This is a genomic window from Paenibacillus sp. FSL W8-0919, from assembly GCF_038003785.1.
Classification (GTDB): Bacteria; Bacillota; Bacilli; order Paenibacillales; family Paenibacillaceae; genus Paenibacillus_AQ; species Paenibacillus_AQ lactis.
Map to the genome: position 1 here is coordinate 295,988 of NZ_JBBOPV010000001.1, position 16,994 is coordinate 312,981.

Sequence of the window (16,994 nt, forward strand, 5' to 3'; positions counted from 1 at the left end):
GGAGTGTATTCATCGTAATATGTTTGACAAAGATTGTCCCTATGTCCATCTTCTTATGTTTTTTGCCTTCCCTCACCGCAAACGCAAAAAAGAGACGGACCCCAATATCAGGGCCCATCTCTTGATTTAAATTCATATTCATGCAAGCCTTCGGCTTAGTATGCCAGCGTAAACAATCCATTGATGTGAGAGAGGTAACGCATGTTGCTCGCTTCCTTCATCAGCGTCGCAGGCAAACCTTTCAATTGCGTTTTGTTCGCGCCGATCGTTCCGATGGCATCCTTGCGTCCCAAGCTGCCCAGCGTACCGGAGAATACCGGCTCGAAGGAAGCTTGTGCGCCGCCGTTCAGATTCGCGAAGATGTTGTAGCCGATCAGCTCGCCCATCTGCCATGCCAGCTGTGCTGTCGGCGGGTATGGACGGCCTTCCGGTCCCATAACAACCGCGCTGTCGCCAGCGACATACACGTCAGGATGGGAAGCGGATTGCAGGTACTCGTTAACGACCGCACGACCGCGGTTCACTTCGATACCGCAGTTCGCTACAACGGAGTTACCCTGTACGCCGCCGGTCCATACCAGCGTGCTTGTTTCGATGGTGCTGCCGTCTTTCAGCTCAACGGTTGTACCGTCCATCTTCGTGATCGGCAAGCCGGTGAGGAAGTTCACGCCGCGCTTCTGCAGGCTTGTTGTAGCACGGTCAACCAGCTCTGCAGGGAAGCCTGGCAGAATGGAAGGAGCCGCTTCTACGCAGTAGAGCGTAATTTCCTGTGGATCGAGCCCGTGCTTGCGTGCAAGCTCGCTGCGCATATCCGCATACTCGCCGACAAGCTCGACGCCGGTCAAGCCGCCGCCGCCGACAACGATCGTTGCATCGGCCTTGTTCTTCGTTTTAGCATATTCCGCGATGCGGGATTCCACATGGGCACGCAGACGATTCGCATCGTTCACCGACTTCAGAATGAAGCTGTTTTCTTGAAGTCCCGGAATGCCGAAGAATGCAGTTTCACTGCCCAGTGCGATAACGAGAATATCATAAGTAAAGTTTCCGCCGTCATCCAAGGATACCGAGCGCTCATCCGGCTTGATCTCCTTGACGTTGCCAATGCGAAGATCCACGTTGGCGTTGCGAAGCAATTTATCCAGCGGCAGGGCCACTGCTTTTTCTGCGATGTTGCCTGCTGCCAATCGATGCAGTTCTGTAATGATCTGGTGAGTTGGGAAACGGTTGACCAGCGTAATTTTAGCGTCGTTGACGCCAAAATGCTCGCGCGCAGAAAGTGCGCTCAGCAAGCCGCCGTAGCCCCCGCCCAAAATTAAAATATGTTTAGACATGACCATCCTCCGTTCTTCTTAAGATATATGGAATTAACGCTTGTTCTGTTGGTCGCGCTCGTTCAGAACGTCAAGAAAAGCCTGAGCATAGCGAAGACCCTTTTGAACTTGAGGATCCTTCAGCATTTTCATCAGACCGAATACGCCGATTTGCGCATGATCACCCTGGGCATGAATACGGTCGCCGGCTTCGATTGCGGCAGACGCAATTGCTTTTGCCTTGTCGGTAACAGGCTTCGTGAATCCAGCGAGAGAAGCCATGGTGTCTTCCGCCAGCACCGGATCAGTAGCTACGGACTTGCCGAAATCATAAGCCTTCGTGAAGAATGTGAGCATTTCCGTAAGCTTAGGCAGGTTATCCACGAGCGTAGTCAGCGATTCCTGTACCTCAGGCTTTAGCAATTGTTCGAGCAGCACATCAGGACGGCTGGCCTGGTTTCCTGCAACGTTATCCGGCGTTTCGGACGGTTGCGGGTTAGATGTTTCTGTCATAGAGAATTGCCTCCTTTTCTTTAAGTGAACTCCCAAGATGAACTTGGCGACGATCGAACCGGTTAGCTTTAATTTCGGGATAACCGGTATCTATTATGCATCACTGACATAAAGTGTGAACTTCAAGGTGACTCACTCGCGCCAAAATAAAGGCAGGGGGATGGCTCCCCCCTCCTTTACGAATAACGTTCTCAGGGATTGTGATTATTATCTCTAAGTACTAGTCTATAACTTGTGCAGCATAATTACAAACATAAAATACAAATTCCGACTACAAAGTTATGACTCGAATCTCGCCATCTTCATATGTCACTCTTGTAACAGGGTGCCCGGATGCAGCAAGGGCGTCACGGAGCGGAATCCAGGCCGTGCCGCCGATCAGGCGCACATCGGAGGGCAGCGGCCTCCCCCAAGTTTCAGCCGGACTTATCGAGCGTCTCAGCGGGTCCGCTTCCCAGCGTTTCCCTCCGAGGGCCACGCTGACGGTCTTGCTGTGAGCCTTCCAGGAGACCGTCCCCCCGAGCCGCTCGGACAAGGCGCGCAGAGGAACCATCAAGCGCCCGTCCTCCATTTTATACTCGCCCGGCTCGAATGCAGTCTCCATGGCCCCAAACTCGACCGCAAGCGTTCGGCCCGTTTCGAATAGTTTGGCATTGGCCAGAACATGATCCTTGATCCATTGCCGGGAAGGCTGCGAGGCCTTAACCGCGCCTTGCTGCGCCTTGAACTGGACCGGCTGCATCTCCGGCGTAAGCACATCGAACGCATAGCCCTGCTTTTTGTAATAACCGATGATCTCCGGCAGTGCCTTCACGCTCTCCTCATGGCCCTTGCTGTCATGCAGCAGCACGATCGCCTCGCTGCCGCTGACCTTTGCCGTTGCGCCTTTTACGATATCCTTGGCCGGAACCCCCCGGCGTTTCGAATCCCCGCTGTCGACATTCCAATCGAATACGCGATATCCCCCCTGCTCCATCAGGTCGAAGTACGACTGGTCAAAGTGTCCGGCTGTCCCGCCCGGCGCCCTGACGAGCTGCGGACGTTCGCCTGTAATCAAGCGGATCAGCTCCTCCGTCTTCTTGATCTGCGCCCAGAAATCTTGAAAATGACCGTAAAGCTTGTCATAACGATGATCATATGTATGATTGCCGATCGTGTGTCCTTCCTCATATATGCGGTTGATAATTTCCGGACGGGCTTCAGCCTGCTCCCCAAGCACAAAGAACGTTCCCTTAATGCCTTCCTTATGCAATATGTCCAGCACCTCCAGCGTCAAATCCGAAGGACCGTCGTCAAAGGTAAGATAGACCTTCTTCTCAGCTTTCGGGTCAGCTTTCGGGTCAGCTTTCGGGATCTGCGCTTGCGCTGCTGCAGCGGATGCGGCTTGCTTGCCTGCTGCCGCTGTGTAAACCGCTTGCTTGATTTGCGTTTCACCGCTTTGGCCTAACAGCGCCTTCGTCTGAACCCCCGTGGCGGATGCCGGAACCAGCAGCGCCTGCTCCATATATACCTTCATATCGTCCGGCTTCGTTTCTCCCCCGGGAAATCCGGCCCAGACCGTTATCAGTAACGCCAACACACCAAAAAACAAGGCAATGGATGCAACTCTCGCTACAATATTCATGATTTCTACCTCCATCATTTCTATGAGTTCGGCTTTCTGCTAGATTATATGGAGGTATTTTCGAAAAAAGACTATCAGCCGATATATATTTTAGCGAGAATTGCGAGAGAAGGACGGGTGAACAAAAATAGCCCCTCGCGGCAAGCCTGTCCAGGCATGCGGAGGGGCAAATCTTCATATAGCTTATGACAGCACAGCTTCGAGGACCGCTTCCACATGGCCCTTCACCTTGACCTTGCGCCATTCGCGGGCGAGCCTCCCCTTCTCGTCGATCAGGAAGGTGGAGCGCACGATCCCCATGTACTCGCGGCCAAACATCTTCTTCAACTGCCACACCCCGAACAGCTCGCTTACCTTATGCTCTTCATCAGCAAGAAGCAAATAGGGCAGGCTATGCTTATCGATAAATTTGGCATGGGATTTCAGCGGATCGGGACTGATGCCGATGACGACCGCCCCCGCTTCCTTCAGTGCGCCGTAGTGATCGCGGAAGCTGCAGGCCTCCTCAGTGCACGTGGGCGTCATATTTTTCGGATAAAAAAACAGCACGACCTTGCGTCCGCGAAAGTCGCTCAAGGATACATTCTCTCCGCTTGAAGCCGGGAGGGTAAAATCAGGGACCGGGCTCCCTACTTCAACATGTGATGGTTTCACGATTAAGCTCCTCCTGCTGAACGGGACCTTAGACCCGTAAAATTGATTGTCTTTTCGAAAAAAATTATAATAGAGTGAATGTCGAATGTTCAAATGTTCTATCGATTTTATTCACCAGCGCCATCCGAAAGGAAGAACACAATGACCAAGAAAACAAAGAAGACGATTATATGGAGCATATGTATCGTACTTGCGGCTGTCATCGCCTACGGCACTTATTATGCAGTTTCATTCTATGACGGCCTGCAAAGCTTGAACAAAAGCGGTGAATCCTCTCCGTTCCATGAAATTGAGAAGGTGGATGCCAAAGTCCCTGCGCCTCCGGAATGGGAAGGCACCGAGCCGGTGAATATCCTGCTGATGGGCGTCGATGCCCGCGGCTTCGAGGAAGGGGAAATCCCCCGCTCGGACAGCATGATGGTAGCCTCCATCGACCCGGTTAAGAAAAAAATGTACCTGTTCTCTATTCTGCGCGATACGTACACGGACATACCCGGACATGACCGGAACCGGATCAACACGGCGATCACCCATGGTCCCAATACCGCGATGAAGGCGGTCGGCGATCTGCTCGGCATCCCGATCCAATACTATGTCTACACCGACTTCCAAGGATTTATCAAGCTGGTGGATTCCGTCGGCGGCGTTGATTTTTACGTTGAGAAGGATATGAATTATTCCAGCAAAGCGGACAAGAATGAATATGACATCAATCTGAAGGAAGGCATGCAGCATCTGGACGGCAACGCCGCGCTCCAATACGTCCGTTTCCGTTACGACGCTATGGGCGACTTTACCCGTACCGAGCGGCAGCGCGAGCTGATTAAGGCGGTCGCGAAGAAAATGCAGACGACCACGTCCATTATGAAGCTGCCGGATATTTTGAAATCCGTCAGCCCTTACATCGACACGAATCTCGAGGTCGAAGACATGTGGAAGCTGGCCACCGTCGCATACAAGAGCAGCATGAGCGGCAGCGAGCAGGTCCCTCCGATGAAGCTGCTGAAGGAAGAAACGATCGGCGGTGCAGCCGTCTTGACGGTCGGCAATCCGGACACCTTAAAGCAGTACATTCAGGATATCATGAGCCCGCCGGATCCTGACCCGGAGACCGAGGAAGGCCAAAGCGAAGGCAAGGAGAGCGATCCTGCCGGCAAAGAAAGCAATCCTTCTGCATCGACGTCCACGTCTACATCCACAGAGACAGACCGCAACTAACTTAGCACACTATACAGCATGCAGGACAGGCAGCTTGGAATCTTGGCGGCCTGTCCTGCTTCATGAAGAAAGGAAGTTTTTACACGATGAACACATCCAGAACCCGTTCCGAAGCCTTATACCAGGAAGCTCTTCAGCATATCGTCGGCGGCGTCAACAGCCCCTCCCGCTCATTCAAAGCGGTCGGCGGCGGCGCCCCCGTCTTCATGAAACGCGCAAGCGGCGCCTATTTCTGGGATGAAGACGGCAATCGCTACATCGATTACTTGGCGGCCTATGGACCGATTATTACCGGCCATGCCCATCCGCACATTACGGCCGCCATTACGGCGGCAGCCCAGAACGGCACGCTGTACGGGACGCCGACCGAGCTTGAAATCAAGCTTGCCAAAATGCTGAAGGATGCCATCCCTTCCTTGGACAAGGTGCGCTTCGTCAATTCCGGCACTGAGGCCGTCATGACGACGATCCGCGTTGCACGCGCATATACGAAGCGCAATAAAATCATCAAGTTCGCCGGCTGCTACCACGGCCACTCCGACCTCGTGCTTGTCGCCGCAGGATCAGGACCTTCCACGCTCGGCATTCCGGACAGCGCCGGAATTCCGACAAGCATTGCCCACGAGGTCATTACGGTTCCGTTTAACGATCTTGACAGCCTGCGTGACGCCTTGGAGCAATGGGGTGATGACGTGGCCGCGGTGATGGTCGAACCGATTGTCGGCAATTTCGGCATGGTAATGCCAAAGCCAGGCTTCCTGGAAGGACTGTGCCGGTTGGCCCATGATAACGGCTCGCTCGTCATCTATGACGAGGTCATCAGCGCCTTCCGCTTCCACTACGGCTCTTCCCAGACATACGCAGGTCTGGCGAATCACGAAGCCATTCAGCCGGATCTGACCGCGCTCGGCAAAATCATTGGCGGCGGTCTTCCGATCGGCGCTTACGGCGGCCGGAAGCACGTTATGGAGCAGGTTGCCCCGCTCGGACCTGCATATCAAGCAGGAACGATGGCTGGCAATCCGGCGTCGATCGCCGCAGGGATCGCCTGTTTGGAGGTGCTGCAAGGCGAAGGCGTGTATGAGGAAATGGAGCGTCTGACGATCAAGCTGACCGAAGGGCTGAAGAGCTCGGCGGACCGCCATGGCATTCCGCTCACGATCAACCGGATTCGCGGCTCCTTCTCCACTCATTTCTGCGATCATCCGGTGACCAACTATGATGAAGCCCAGGATACGGACGGCGAGGCCTTCGCTTCCTTCTTCCGCCATATGCTGGACCGCGGCATTAATCTGGCCCCTTCTAAATACGAGGCCTGGTTTATGACGACTGCCCATACGGAAGCGGACATCGATGCAACATTGGAAGCCGCAGAGGCTTCATTTCAAGCCATGAAAGGTTAATGGCATTGATATTTCATGTAGGGTAAATCCTGGAAAGGGGAACCGGAATATGAAGAAGCTGCTGAACAAGTTATAACATGCTGCGTGTCCATATCCCGCTTCCACGGTTCGCATCCGCGGACCTCCTGCCTTAACGGTTCATAAGATTGACCCATTCCAATGAAAACGAAAGGCGGGAACAACGATGAGAAGCGAGCAAGAAATGATGGATTTGATTCTGGGTGTGGCTAAGCGCGATGAACGTGTTCGCGCCGTGACCCTGGAAGGCTCAAGAACGAACCCTAATGTGCCGAAGGATGTATTTCAGGACTATGATATCAGCTTCCACGTCACCGACATGGACAGCTTCATTCAAGACCCGGGCTGGATTGACGTCTTCGGGGAACGCATCATTTTGCAAACGCCCGAAGATATGGCGATGTTCCCTCCTGATCTGGGGAACTGGTTCTCCTATCTGATGCTGTTTACGGACGGGAACCGGATTGACATGACCCTGATTCCCATCGAGGAAAAGGAATCCTACAGCCAGCATGACAAGCTGATCAAGGTGCTTATGGACAAAGACGGGACGTTTCCCGAAATACCGGAGCCGTCGGATGAGGACTATCGCGTCAAACGTCCGTCCGCCGAATTCTTTGCGGACTGCAGCAACGAATTCTGGTGGGTCACCACTTATGTAGCCAAGGGCTTGTGGAGAGAGGAAATTCTGTATGCCCAGGATCACCTGAACAATATTGTTCGGCCGATGCTGATCAAAATGCTGGAATGGCAGGCCGGGGTTCTGACCGGCTTCTCGCTTAGCGTTGGCAAGAATGCCAAGTATCTGAAGCGATACTTGCCCGAGGACAGCTGGAACGAGCTGATGGATACCTACGCCGGGGGAACCTATGACGAGGTCTGGGATGCCCTCTTCGCCGCCGGAGCACTTTTCCGGAAGACGGCGCTGTACGTCGGCGAGCAGCTGGGCTACACGTATGACATGGGACAGGACGGGCGCGTTACCGGCTTCCTGCACCATGTCCGCCAGCTGCCGCGGGATGCGAAGGAAATCTATTAAAATCATGCGGGAAGCTGCTATGCCCGTAATTCGGGTAATAGGATAAGGCAGCCGCTCTCGGCCAGGGCAGACCGGGGACCCGTTTAACCCCGCTCCCAAGGCTATGGGAAGCAGCAAAGAGAGACGCCATTCGCGGCGTCTCTCTTTTATTTTGTACGCTCCCTGTTTTCCCCCTAGCCTCACTTCAGACCTTCGCTCCATCTGCCGGGGCCTCATATTGATCCAAGCCGTTCTCCTGCAAATGAAAACTCGGGAAGTTCTGAGAGAGCCTGTTTGTCACATTAGCACCATGCTGATACGTAATACAGATTGTAAAGGGGTGAAACCACTTGGATGAACCAGCATTCCATCAGATCGTTGCTGATGTTTTGAAGGGAGAGATCGACCAATACGAGCTGATCATGAACCGCTGCAACAAAGCCATCTTCAATTACTGCTACCACATGCTTGGCGATTATGCCGAAGCCGAGGATTGCACCCAGGAGGTTTTCTTGAAGGCGTACCGCCACTTGTCCAAATATGAAACGGACAAGCCCTTCGAGGCCTGGCTTTACCGCATCGCCTGCAACCAATGCATCGACTTGCTGCGGAAACGCAAGCTGTATCGGTACCTCCCCTTTCTATACCAGAAAGACCAGGATAACCGGCATGTCGATCAGGTCATCGAGCACAAGTACTACAATCCGTCCGTGCTCCGGGCGCTGGCCAGGCTGACCGCCGAGGAACGAAGCCTGCTCATCCTGCGCTGCGTCGAGGACAAGAGCTATCACGAGATCAGCCTTATTTTGCAACAAAGCACGACCTATCTCAGGAAAAAGTTCGAGCGGGCCGCCGCCAAGTTCCGCAAACATTACGCCATGGCAGAGGGGGAGGAAACGAATGAGCATGGACAGCGACAAAGACCTGAAACCACTCTTTCAAAGGGTTGAGCCGCCCGGAGCCGCCCTCCAGAAACGCGTTATGCGCCAAATTCGGGAAGAACATATTCAAAAGGAGCGATTGTTCGTGAAAAACAAAGTAAGCATTCTCTTGATCGCCGGCATGCTGCTTACCGCATCGACCGGCTTCGCAGCTGTCAAGTACCATTCTTTAACCAACGGCAAGGGAGAAGTCGTCTATGAGGAGAAATCGAGCGCAGTGTCTCCTCCGCTTAAGGATTATTCCAAAGAGGAACTGGATCGCATCCATCTTATGAATACCGTCTGGGATGAGCAAATCAAGCCGGGCGAAGCCGCCGCCATTTATATTGTGCCGAATAATCCGAACCACGTCATCGATATCAAATCCACTCCGCATGCCGTCAAGGATTTCGATAAGCTGACAAGCATGGTGAACGTGCCCGGCGTACCGCTGGCCAAGGAGATCTCCGCTTCCGCCTCGGACAAATATATGTTCAATAATGCCAGCGTGCACATGGAGCGCGAGACTGACGCAAAGCCGCTGACCGAGCAGGAAAAGGCCGACATCGCGAAGAAACTGCTTACGAAAGCCAAGTCTTCGGGCAAGGATTACGCCCTGATGCCGATACAGTTTACGGACAATTTCTGGCTGTCGACGGTTTATTACACCAGCGGCAGCAAGGAGATCGCCCTGACGATTCTGAATAACGGAGACCACGGCAGCGTGACCTCTTACTGGGACGAGAATATGGACATGATCAACCGGAAGATCGAGATCAACGGGCAGGACGTCCTGCAAAAAACATGGAACGATGGAAGCACGACGCAGCTGGACTGGGCTTATGAGGATCCAAGTACCGGACACCACTACTTGTATACGCTCAGCTCCATGGAGGGAGATGTCCCAGCCGAGGAACTGATCCGTATCGCCGAAACGATCATTCCGAAGGCGGCTTCCAAGTGAGCAGCCGGCTCATATATCACTTGACGCTTTAAAATCATAGACAATTAAACGGAGAATATGAAAAAGGAAAAGAGAGGCGCCAAATCGGCGTCTCTCTTTGGTTCCGCAGCTATGATCAACCTTATCTTAGGGCGGATGCATTTATAAATTAATGAATGCGGTACGCTGTTTGGCGCTGTACTGAACATCGAAGCCAAGACCCGATGCAATGACGGCAAGCGGAACATAGGTCTTGTCTTCCTTGCCTACCTTATGCAGAAACGCGGGCGTATCGATCGGAACGTTCGTGCCGTTTACTTTCACAAACTTCTTACCGATCGTGACTACAACCGTTTTATCTCCATATGTGATGGTGGCGCTTGAGGTTTTATTCTCCCATTTCGTCGTTGCCCCCACCGCATTAACGATATCTTGAATCGCCACGTAGTTCATATTGTCGCGAAGAATCGGTTTGTACGGCGTATTGAGCTCCTGTCCCTTGACGACGATTCGCATCGGCTGACCCTGCTCCTGCACCGGCGGCTGCTTATAGCTGCCCCAGATCGTCTCCGCAAATACGGTTGCCATCGTCTCGTAACCGTATTGGTTCGGATGGATATCATCCTTAAGGATATGCGTCATCGTAATCTCAGATCCCACGAAGGCTTCCGCTACATGCGCTACCTTGATATCCGCGCCTTGGTTCGCGAAGCTCGCAGCGATGTCATCCACGAGCTTGGTGAAATGGCCGGCCGCTTCCAGCAGCTTCGCATAAGCAGCCTCGCCCGCCAGTTTAGGGATCGGATTATACTGGTCCGCGATGACGATGGTCGCATCCGGATTCAGCAGCCGCAGATTACCGATGACGGCGGTGACGTTCTCGGTGTACTGTGCAAACAGCTCCTGCAGCTTGGCTGCGAGCTGCTCCTCACTCAGCTTATCGATCGTGCCGACCAGGCTCATCATATCATTGCCGCCGATGGTAATGGTAATCAGATCCGCTTCGGCGATTGCGGCTTTCGCTTTGGGTGCGTCCGCTCCGATCTGCTTCGCGCGCGGGTCCGCCAGCCCAGGCTGCAGCTCCTCGGCTGTTAGAGAACGTCCATCAACGATGGCCTGGAGGTAATGGTCCAGTCCGTCCGTCTTCAATCCGGCTATCCCTAGATTCGTCACTTCGGTTCTTCCGTAGAAAAGCCCTTGTTCATATAAACGTTCGACGAAACCATACAGCTTGTTCAAATCCACTCCCGGCTCATAACCGACCGTGAGCGAGTCTCCCAGCGCTACAATTCGGTATGTAGTATCCTCCTTTACGCTGCCCCCATCGGCAAACACCGTGGCTGCACCCGGGCCAAGCAGCGTTACGGCCAGCATCAGAAATCCTGTTACCGCTGCCAGCCTCTTCTTCCATTGTTTGAACATGCCTTCACTCTCCCTAGATTTATTCGATACCCTCCTTATTTTACCACCTGCGTCCCTGATTGGGTACAAAGCCCTCCCTTGCAGAACTATCCCTTCCCATTTCTTTTCATGAGCAGGTAAGCAATTAAATAACCTGCGGACGTTACGCCGAACAACGCGAAGATGCCCGGAGTTCCAGCCAAGTACAGACTCGGCAGCACCGACCATAAGAAGGCAATCAGCATTAACGGTTTCCACGGTCCGAACAGCGAGATCAGTGCGATCACACCAGGTAGAAAGAGCATGAGAAAGGTGTTCCGTGCCGCATCTGCATTTACCGTATCCGTATACGGATTGAAAAATATAAGGATGCACCACAACAGCATGGAGCCGATGCCCGATACGGCACCCGCAATATGAAACGTCCGCAGCCCTCTCATCTTCATGCCTCCTCACTATAATCCTGTCCTTGAATACATATCTGCTTTTTTGCTCCTGCAGAAAACGCGTGTGCTTTATGCCCTCCGAAGTTCCGCTACTAAGAACGGTATACAAAAAAAAGAAAATGGACAGCCTCCTTAATCGCGCTGTCCATTCCTGTAATGCTTATGCAGTTGCTTGCCGTATTCACGGCCTCTAACCGGGCAGAGCCTGACTCCATTCATCAAGAGGACGCATCCCCTTGCTCCTTGCGGCCCTTCTCCAGCTCGGCCTTCGGCTCGTTGCTTTTGCCTGCCTGCTCCATGTATTTGTCGTAACGGCCATCGATTTCCTTCGCGATGCTACGGTATTTCAGTGTTTCTTCAACGATGGGGTCGAGCTGGGTCTGAATCCGGATCTCGTATTTCGGAGAGACCTGACGGCGCTCCTCCTGCTCCCGATCCTTCCTCTCCATCTCGCCTTCAGTCAACATCTCGCTAAGCCGGCGTTCCAAATCCTGATCTGATTTCTCATTCATCTCACGCATAACTCCTTTAAGAGGTTGTTCAAAAATTCGCCTGAAAAACCGACTTTTTGAACTCGCACTTTACTCAAGCTGTTGTAGACGCTGCCACCTTCATCCTTGATACCTTCTATCTTACATTACCCTCAACCGCCGGTATCTTATCCGGCCTTTCGTGATTTCCATCTGACCTTCTGCATATTGCTTAGGCCAAGTCAGTCTTAACGAACGGAGCCCTCGCCCGCTTCCTTCAGCGTATCCAGCAAGCCTTGGTGGATCAAGCCGTTGGTCGCCGCTATATTCCGTACGGACAGATCGAACGGACGGCCATCGGTGTCCGTCACCGCTCCGCCGGATTCCTGAACCAGCAGGGCCCCTGCGGCGATATCCCAGGCGCTCAGCCCGTGCTCCCAGTATCCGCTTAAGCGTCCGGCGGCAACATACGCCAGATGAAGGGCGGCGGAGCCCCCGGCTCTTACATTGCGCACCTTCGGCAAGAGGGCGTGAAGCTCGGCCATGTTCAGCGGCAGATTAACCTTGCTGTCAATCGGGAATCCGGTCGCAAGCAAGCTCTCCGACAGCTGGCTCTCCTTGGATACATACGTAGGATTGCCGTGCACATAGGCCCCTTTTCCCTTCTCGGCCACAAACAATTCGTCCCGCGAAGGATCGTAAATCACCCCGACGATCACTTCCCCGCGATGGGCTAGCGCGATGGAGACGGAATAGAACGGGAAACCATGGACGTAATTCGTCGTCCCGTCAACCGGGTCGATAATCCAGAGATACTCCTCTTCCTGGGCCGCCTTCAGCGCCCGTGCGGCAGCTTCGGCCCCAGGCTCAACCCCTTCCTCTCCTAGAATCACGTGGTCCGGGAAGTGAGTGAGAATCAGCTTCCGGATCATCTGCTCGGCCCCTTTGTCCACTTCCGTGACAATATCTTGAGGCGATGTTTTGGTGCTGAGCTGTTTCACGGATCCGAGTCTGCTCTTAATCCACTCCCCCGCCTTCGCGGCACAATTAATCGCAACGGCAGTGTAACTCTTACTGCTGACTACATAAGGAGTCTTGTCATTCTCGTTCAAAGCGCTCACTCTACTTTCTATATCAATCTATTGATTGTTAACATCCCTTTATCCTATTCCGGTATTACGAAACAGGAGCGGGCAGCGTTTCTCAAAATTTCGCCTATTTCAACAAAAGTCCGTTCCTTGCGGAGCAGTGAATGCTTGGCGAGAACGAACTTTTCTGCGTGTATGTCATGGGAATCATCCTCTATCTTCCACTTTCACCGTACCTTAAAATCCCTCCGGATGCAAGAGGACCGTCCGCTCGTTCTACTCGTTCTATGGATGGATCTCCACAGAGGCCCCGTCCAAGATCGTGACGCCCTCATTCTTATACTCTGCCAGCTCCTTCATGAGCCCGAACAGAGCGCCGTCCTTCATCTTCGCCTCGATCATGACATCCACCCGCGGCGTTTCTCCTGCAATGTTCCGTAAAAAGGCCAGCAGCGGCACCACGTCCACCCCATCGGCATGGCTGCGGATGTCCGCCGGGCTTTTCGGACTGGATACATGGATCTTCGGGGGCAGCGGCTGCCCGGGATCCGACCCGGCCTGGGCGAGCGGCGTCTCCCAAGTGCGAAAGATCTCAGGCCACAGCTCCCATGGCGCTTCGCCGTCATTGTTCACCCATTGGTGGTGAATGTCGAGCACCATCGGAACCCCCGTCGCTTTGGATACCGCCAGCGTCTCCTGTGCCGTAAAGGTCTTATCGTCGTTCTCCAGCGTCAGACGCTCCTTGATACGCTGGTCAAGTTCATGAAAGTGCTCGATGAACCGGGAGGCCGCCGATGGCTTGTCCCCATAAGCGCCTCCGATATGGATGTTGTTTTTCATCGCTGCCGGCAGCCCCATCGCTTCAAGCATATCGACATGTGCGTTCAAGTCGCGTATGGAACTAGCGAGCACCTCAGGCCTGGGCGTACTGAGCACCGTAAAATGGTCCGGATGGAAGGATACCCTCATGCCGTGCTTTTTCACGTAGTCTCCGATCGCCCGAAAACCTTCCTGCAAGGCAGGGAACGGATCCCAGTCCCGCATATCGTTATGGGTTGCCAGCGGAATCAGCTTGGAGGAAAAGCGGTACACCATAATATCATGCGCTGCGTTGTGCTTCAACAGGCGAAGCGTATTATGAAGATTTTCATTCGCGATCCGCTCCAGCTTATGTATGCCGGCCTCGCGGTCATTCAGCTTCAGAAAACTCTTCATCGTCATGGTCTTGGAGGGAGAAGCATTCTGAACGACCGTGGACATGGCTACATATCCGAATCTTACGATCATGCATGGTCCCCGAAGAACATTTCGTGAGCCAGCGCCGTCTGGACGCGGGATTCCTCATCCGTCAGCTTGCGGATCAGCTGCAGCTCGACCGAAGTGACTTCGCGTCCTTGGAAATTGATCTCGGATACGCATGCCGTAATCAGCACGATGGCTACCGCTCGGTTATCCGGCGTGTAGGCAATCACCTTCTGTCCTGTCGGAAACACACGAAGGCCGTCCTTCAGCATTTTGCCTCGTCCGTATTCCAGCAGCTCGTAGAGCTCTTGCTCGCTCTTAAACTTGCAGACGGAGTTAAACTCGGTTTGAAATCCCATAAGACCTCTTCCTTTCCTGCTTAAATATTAGACTCAAGGGGAGCCGTGATCAGTTGTTCGCGGACTCCCCCTGGCTATTCATATCCGATTGTAAGTCTTAAGCCTGATTCTCGTAAATCAACGCCTGTTTGCGGTTGTAGCGCTCCAGGCCGAGCTCAATCATCCGGTCAAGCAGCTCGCGGTAAGACATGCCTGTCTCCCGCCACAAGAGCGGATACATGCTGAACGGCGTAAAGCCCGGCATCGTATTGACCTCATTGATCAGAATCGCGCCGTCCGATCGGCGGAGGAAGAAGTCCGCGCGGGTGATGCCGCTGCCCTCGATCGCCTTGAAGGCCGATATGGCCAGCTCGCGCAGCCGGTCGGCCGTATCCGGATCGATATCGGCAGGGATCTGCATCTTGGACTGTCCGCTGATATATTTTGCCGCGTAATCATAGTATTCACTCGAAGAGACGATTTCACCCGGGACCGAAGCCATCGGCTCATCGTTACCGAGTACGCTGACCTCCACCTCGCGGGCATCCACGAATTCTTCAACAATGATCTTGTTGTCGAAGCGAAGCGCGGTTTCAATCGCGGCTTTCAGCTGCTCCCGGTCCTTCGCTTTGGATATGCCGACGCTGGAGCCCAGATTGGCCGGCTTGACGAAGCTCGGGAAGCCCAGTTTGTCCTCAATCCCTTGAAGCAGCTCATGCTGATTGCGCTCCCACTGGGATCTGGTGAAGCTGCAGTATTCGCATTGCGGCAGTCCCGCCTGGGCGAACAGCTTTTTCATGACGACTTTATCCATGCCTGCAGCAGAGGCAAGCACCCCGGTTCCGACATAAGGAATATCCGCCATTTCGAACAGTCCCTGAATCGTTCCGTCCTCACCGAACGTTCCGTGCAGCAGCGGAAACATGATGTCAACTACCGGCTCTTCACTTCCGTACAGTCTGCTGAACACCGCATTCAGCGCGGTACGGGTGCCTTCCCCCTCGGCGAGCTTGAGCTCCTCCTGATCGGAGAACGGCGCCGTCAGCTTCGTGCCGATCCTCCATGCTCCCTGCTTCGAAATATAAAATGGCATGATATCATATTTGTCGAAATCAAAAGCGTTCATGACGGCGAAGGCTGTCGACAGCGACACCTCATGCTCCCCCGATTTCCCTCCGTATACCAAGCCGACCGTTAATTTATCCTGTCCCATGAATAACCTCTCTCTTGTACGTTTTGCAGCATGATGCGCGCACGCCTTAAAAATAATCGGGGATATGATAGAACCGGTACTTGGTCTTGTCATTCCACGCATACGAATCGCGATAGTCCCAGTACCGGTGGCGACTGGACACCGTATGGGCATTCACCAGCGGCATGCCGCCTGCGTCAAACGCCGTGACGATCGTGCTGTGCTGGAAGGCGCCGTCGCCGTCCCAGTCGTACACGATCACATCGCCGAGCATAAGCTGCTCCGGCCGTTCGACCAATTCGCCCCGCAGACCCGTCGTGCTGGTGTACAAGTAATTCGCAAAGCTGTTCGAAACCGCCCAGCTGTAGCTCCACCATTCTCGGCCGCCCACATATCCCTTGTACCACCATCCCGATTCTCTTTTACCAGTATAGTGGATTGGGGCTTTGCCTGCAAAGAGGCACTGGGATATATAATTCGTGCAATCCACATCGAATTCGGCGAACTCTGGATTTCCCGAATCCCACCAGCGGTCCGCATAAGCTGCGGCTGCCTCCCGCTCGTAGCGGCCCGATCTCGGGCTCATTCCCGCCGCATACACACGTCCGTTCATGAACGGAAGCGAAGGCTCGCGCCCGGCCGCAGACGGGTCTGCACTCAGGTTCCCAGCCTGCTGCAGCGGATGGCGTTCGTCCTCCAGCCGCTCGATGCCGACGATCAGCCAGGCGTCGCCGTCGCGGATCAGGGTAAGGCGCTCGCGCGTAACGATATCCTCCCGATGCGTCATCCCTCTTTTTTCATAATAAAAGACGCTGCTGAGCCTGACGTCGGCAACGACGTCATCCTCCGTCTCCCTTAGGATGCGCTGAAGCCGGGCCCGGGTTTCGCTCTTGAGCGGCACAACCTCCCGTTCTTCGTACCATGCTTGGAGCCGGAACTGCCTCTCGCCTCTCTCTACCAAGTAATTCAAATCCGCTACAATTTGCTCTTTCAGGCCTGAAGAATAGTCGACCCGGTTTTGGTTGTATTGATTGACATAAATATATAAGCTTTGCTTCCAAGGCTTCTCCGCTTGCTGCAGACTGCTCATACCTCTCTCCTCCTCTAACCTGGCCTAACGCACGGTTCCTATCACAACTATATGAAGCAAGGAAGCGGGCTATGAACCCGCTCCAAGAACAGCCCTCCATGAC

Annotated in this window: 17 protein-coding genes; 5 read left to right on the plus strand and 12 right to left on the minus strand. The window is 53.8% G+C overall.

The genetic code is table 11. The features are described from left to right. Nucleotides 1-155: 155 nt before the first annotated feature. The 4 genes from NST44_RS01175 to bcp form a co-directional block, all read right to left on the minus strand. Nucleotides 156-1,334: an NAD(P)/FAD-dependent oxidoreductase gene (locus NST44_RS01175; RefSeq protein ID WP_007133031.1), complete on the minus strand. Its 1,179-nt coding sequence runs from the start codon at nucleotides 1,332-1,334 to the stop codon at nucleotides 156-158. Between the two features lie 33 nt (nucleotides 1,335-1,367). Continuing rightward, nucleotides 1,368-1,826, minus strand: coding sequence for a DUF1641 domain-containing protein (locus tag NST44_RS01180; protein WP_007133032.1), 459 nt, complete (start codon nucleotides 1,824-1,826; stop codon nucleotides 1,368-1,370). A gap of 271 nt (nucleotides 1,827-2,097) precedes the next feature. Beyond that, nucleotides 2,098-3,450 (minus strand): polysaccharide deacetylase, encoded by a 1,353-nt coding sequence (locus NST44_RS01185; protein ID WP_340897426.1) that lies wholly within the window; start codon nucleotides 3,448-3,450, stop codon nucleotides 2,098-2,100. 183 nt (nucleotides 3,451-3,633) lie between these two features. Continuing rightward, nucleotides 3,634-4,104: a thioredoxin-dependent thiol peroxidase gene (gene bcp / locus NST44_RS01190; protein ID WP_144867578.1), complete on the minus strand. Its 471-nt coding sequence runs from the start codon at nucleotides 4,102-4,104 to the stop codon at nucleotides 3,634-3,636. A 141-nt stretch (nucleotides 4,105-4,245) separates the two neighbouring features. Between bcp and NST44_RS01195 the strand changes: the two genes are divergently transcribed. The 5 genes from NST44_RS01195 to NST44_RS01215 all read left to right on the plus strand — a co-directional run bounded on the left by NST44_RS01195 (nucleotide 4,246) and on the right by NST44_RS01215 (nucleotide 9,645). Beyond that, nucleotides 4,246-5,322 carry an LCP family protein gene (locus NST44_RS01195; RefSeq protein WP_144867580.1) on the plus strand — a complete coding sequence of 359 codons (1,077 nt, stop codon included), beginning with the start codon at nucleotides 4,246-4,248 and terminating at the stop codon, nucleotides 5,320-5,322. 86 nt (nucleotides 5,323-5,408) lie between these two features. Beyond that, the gene (locus tag NST44_RS01200; protein WP_007133036.1) at nucleotides 5,409-6,725 is read left to right on the plus strand and encodes a glutamate-1-semialdehyde 2,1-aminomutase; all 1,317 of its coding nucleotides are present in this window, start codon (nucleotides 5,409-5,411) and stop codon (nucleotides 6,723-6,725) included. A 184-nt stretch (nucleotides 6,726-6,909) separates the two neighbouring features. Then, nucleotides 6,910-7,782 (plus strand): aminoglycoside 6-adenylyltransferase, encoded by an 873-nt coding sequence (locus NST44_RS01205; protein WP_007133037.1) that lies wholly within the window; start codon nucleotides 6,910-6,912, stop codon nucleotides 7,780-7,782. A 329-nt stretch (nucleotides 7,783-8,111) separates the two neighbouring features. Continuing rightward, nucleotides 8,112-8,711: an RNA polymerase sigma factor gene (locus NST44_RS01210; RefSeq protein ID WP_007133038.1), complete on the plus strand. Its 600-nt coding sequence runs from the start codon at nucleotides 8,112-8,114 to the stop codon at nucleotides 8,709-8,711. A 76-nt stretch (nucleotides 8,712-8,787) separates the two neighbouring features. Continuing rightward, complete coding sequence (locus tag NST44_RS01215; protein WP_244152808.1) at nucleotides 8,788-9,645, plus strand: DUF4367 domain-containing protein; 858 nt, start codon at nucleotides 8,788-8,790, stop codon at nucleotides 9,643-9,645. 141 nt (nucleotides 9,646-9,786) lie between these two features. Here NST44_RS01215 and NST44_RS01220 read toward each other — a convergent pair whose 3' ends face one another. The 8 genes from NST44_RS01220 to NST44_RS01255 form a co-directional block, all read right to left on the minus strand. After that, on the minus strand, nucleotides 9,787-11,046 hold the full coding sequence (locus NST44_RS01220; protein ID WP_251535917.1) for a stalk domain-containing protein: 1,260 nt from the start codon (nucleotides 11,044-11,046) through the stop codon (nucleotides 9,787-9,789). Nucleotides 11,047-11,132: 86 nt separating this feature from the next. Beyond that, on the minus strand, nucleotides 11,133-11,465 hold the full coding sequence (locus NST44_RS01225) for a hypothetical protein (RefSeq protein ID WP_007133041.1): 333 nt from the start codon (nucleotides 11,463-11,465) through the stop codon (nucleotides 11,133-11,135). A 224-nt stretch (nucleotides 11,466-11,689) separates the two neighbouring features. After that, nucleotides 11,690-11,983, minus strand: coding sequence for a hypothetical protein (locus NST44_RS01230; protein WP_007133042.1), 294 nt, complete (start codon nucleotides 11,981-11,983; stop codon nucleotides 11,690-11,692). Between the two features lie 206 nt (nucleotides 11,984-12,189). Beyond that, nucleotides 12,190-13,053 (minus strand): inositol monophosphatase family protein, encoded by an 864-nt coding sequence (locus NST44_RS01235; protein ID WP_340897432.1) that lies wholly within the window; start codon nucleotides 13,051-13,053, stop codon nucleotides 12,190-12,192. A gap of 261 nt (nucleotides 13,054-13,314) precedes the next feature. Then, nucleotides 13,315-14,316, minus strand: a complete 1,002-nt coding sequence (gene uvsE / locus NST44_RS01240) for a UV DNA damage repair endonuclease UvsE (RefSeq protein ID WP_007133044.1) — start codon at nucleotides 14,314-14,316, stop codon at nucleotides 13,315-13,317. Continuing rightward, complete coding sequence (locus tag NST44_RS01245; RefSeq protein ID WP_007133045.1) at nucleotides 14,313-14,630, minus strand: hypothetical protein; 318 nt, start codon at nucleotides 14,628-14,630, stop codon at nucleotides 14,313-14,315. The genes uvsE and NST44_RS01245 overlap by 4 nt, the downstream gene beginning before the upstream one ends. Before the next feature lie 97 nt (nucleotides 14,631-14,727). Continuing rightward, on the minus strand, nucleotides 14,728-15,822 hold the full coding sequence (locus NST44_RS01250) for a D-alanine--D-alanine ligase (RefSeq protein WP_007133046.1): 1,095 nt from the start codon (nucleotides 15,820-15,822) through the stop codon (nucleotides 14,728-14,730). Between the two features lie 46 nt (nucleotides 15,823-15,868). Continuing rightward, a complete protein-coding gene (locus NST44_RS01255; protein WP_007133047.1) occupies nucleotides 15,869-16,891 on the minus strand; it encodes an amidase domain-containing protein in 1,023 nt (340 codons plus the stop codon). Nucleotides 16,892-16,994: the final 103 nt, after the last annotated feature.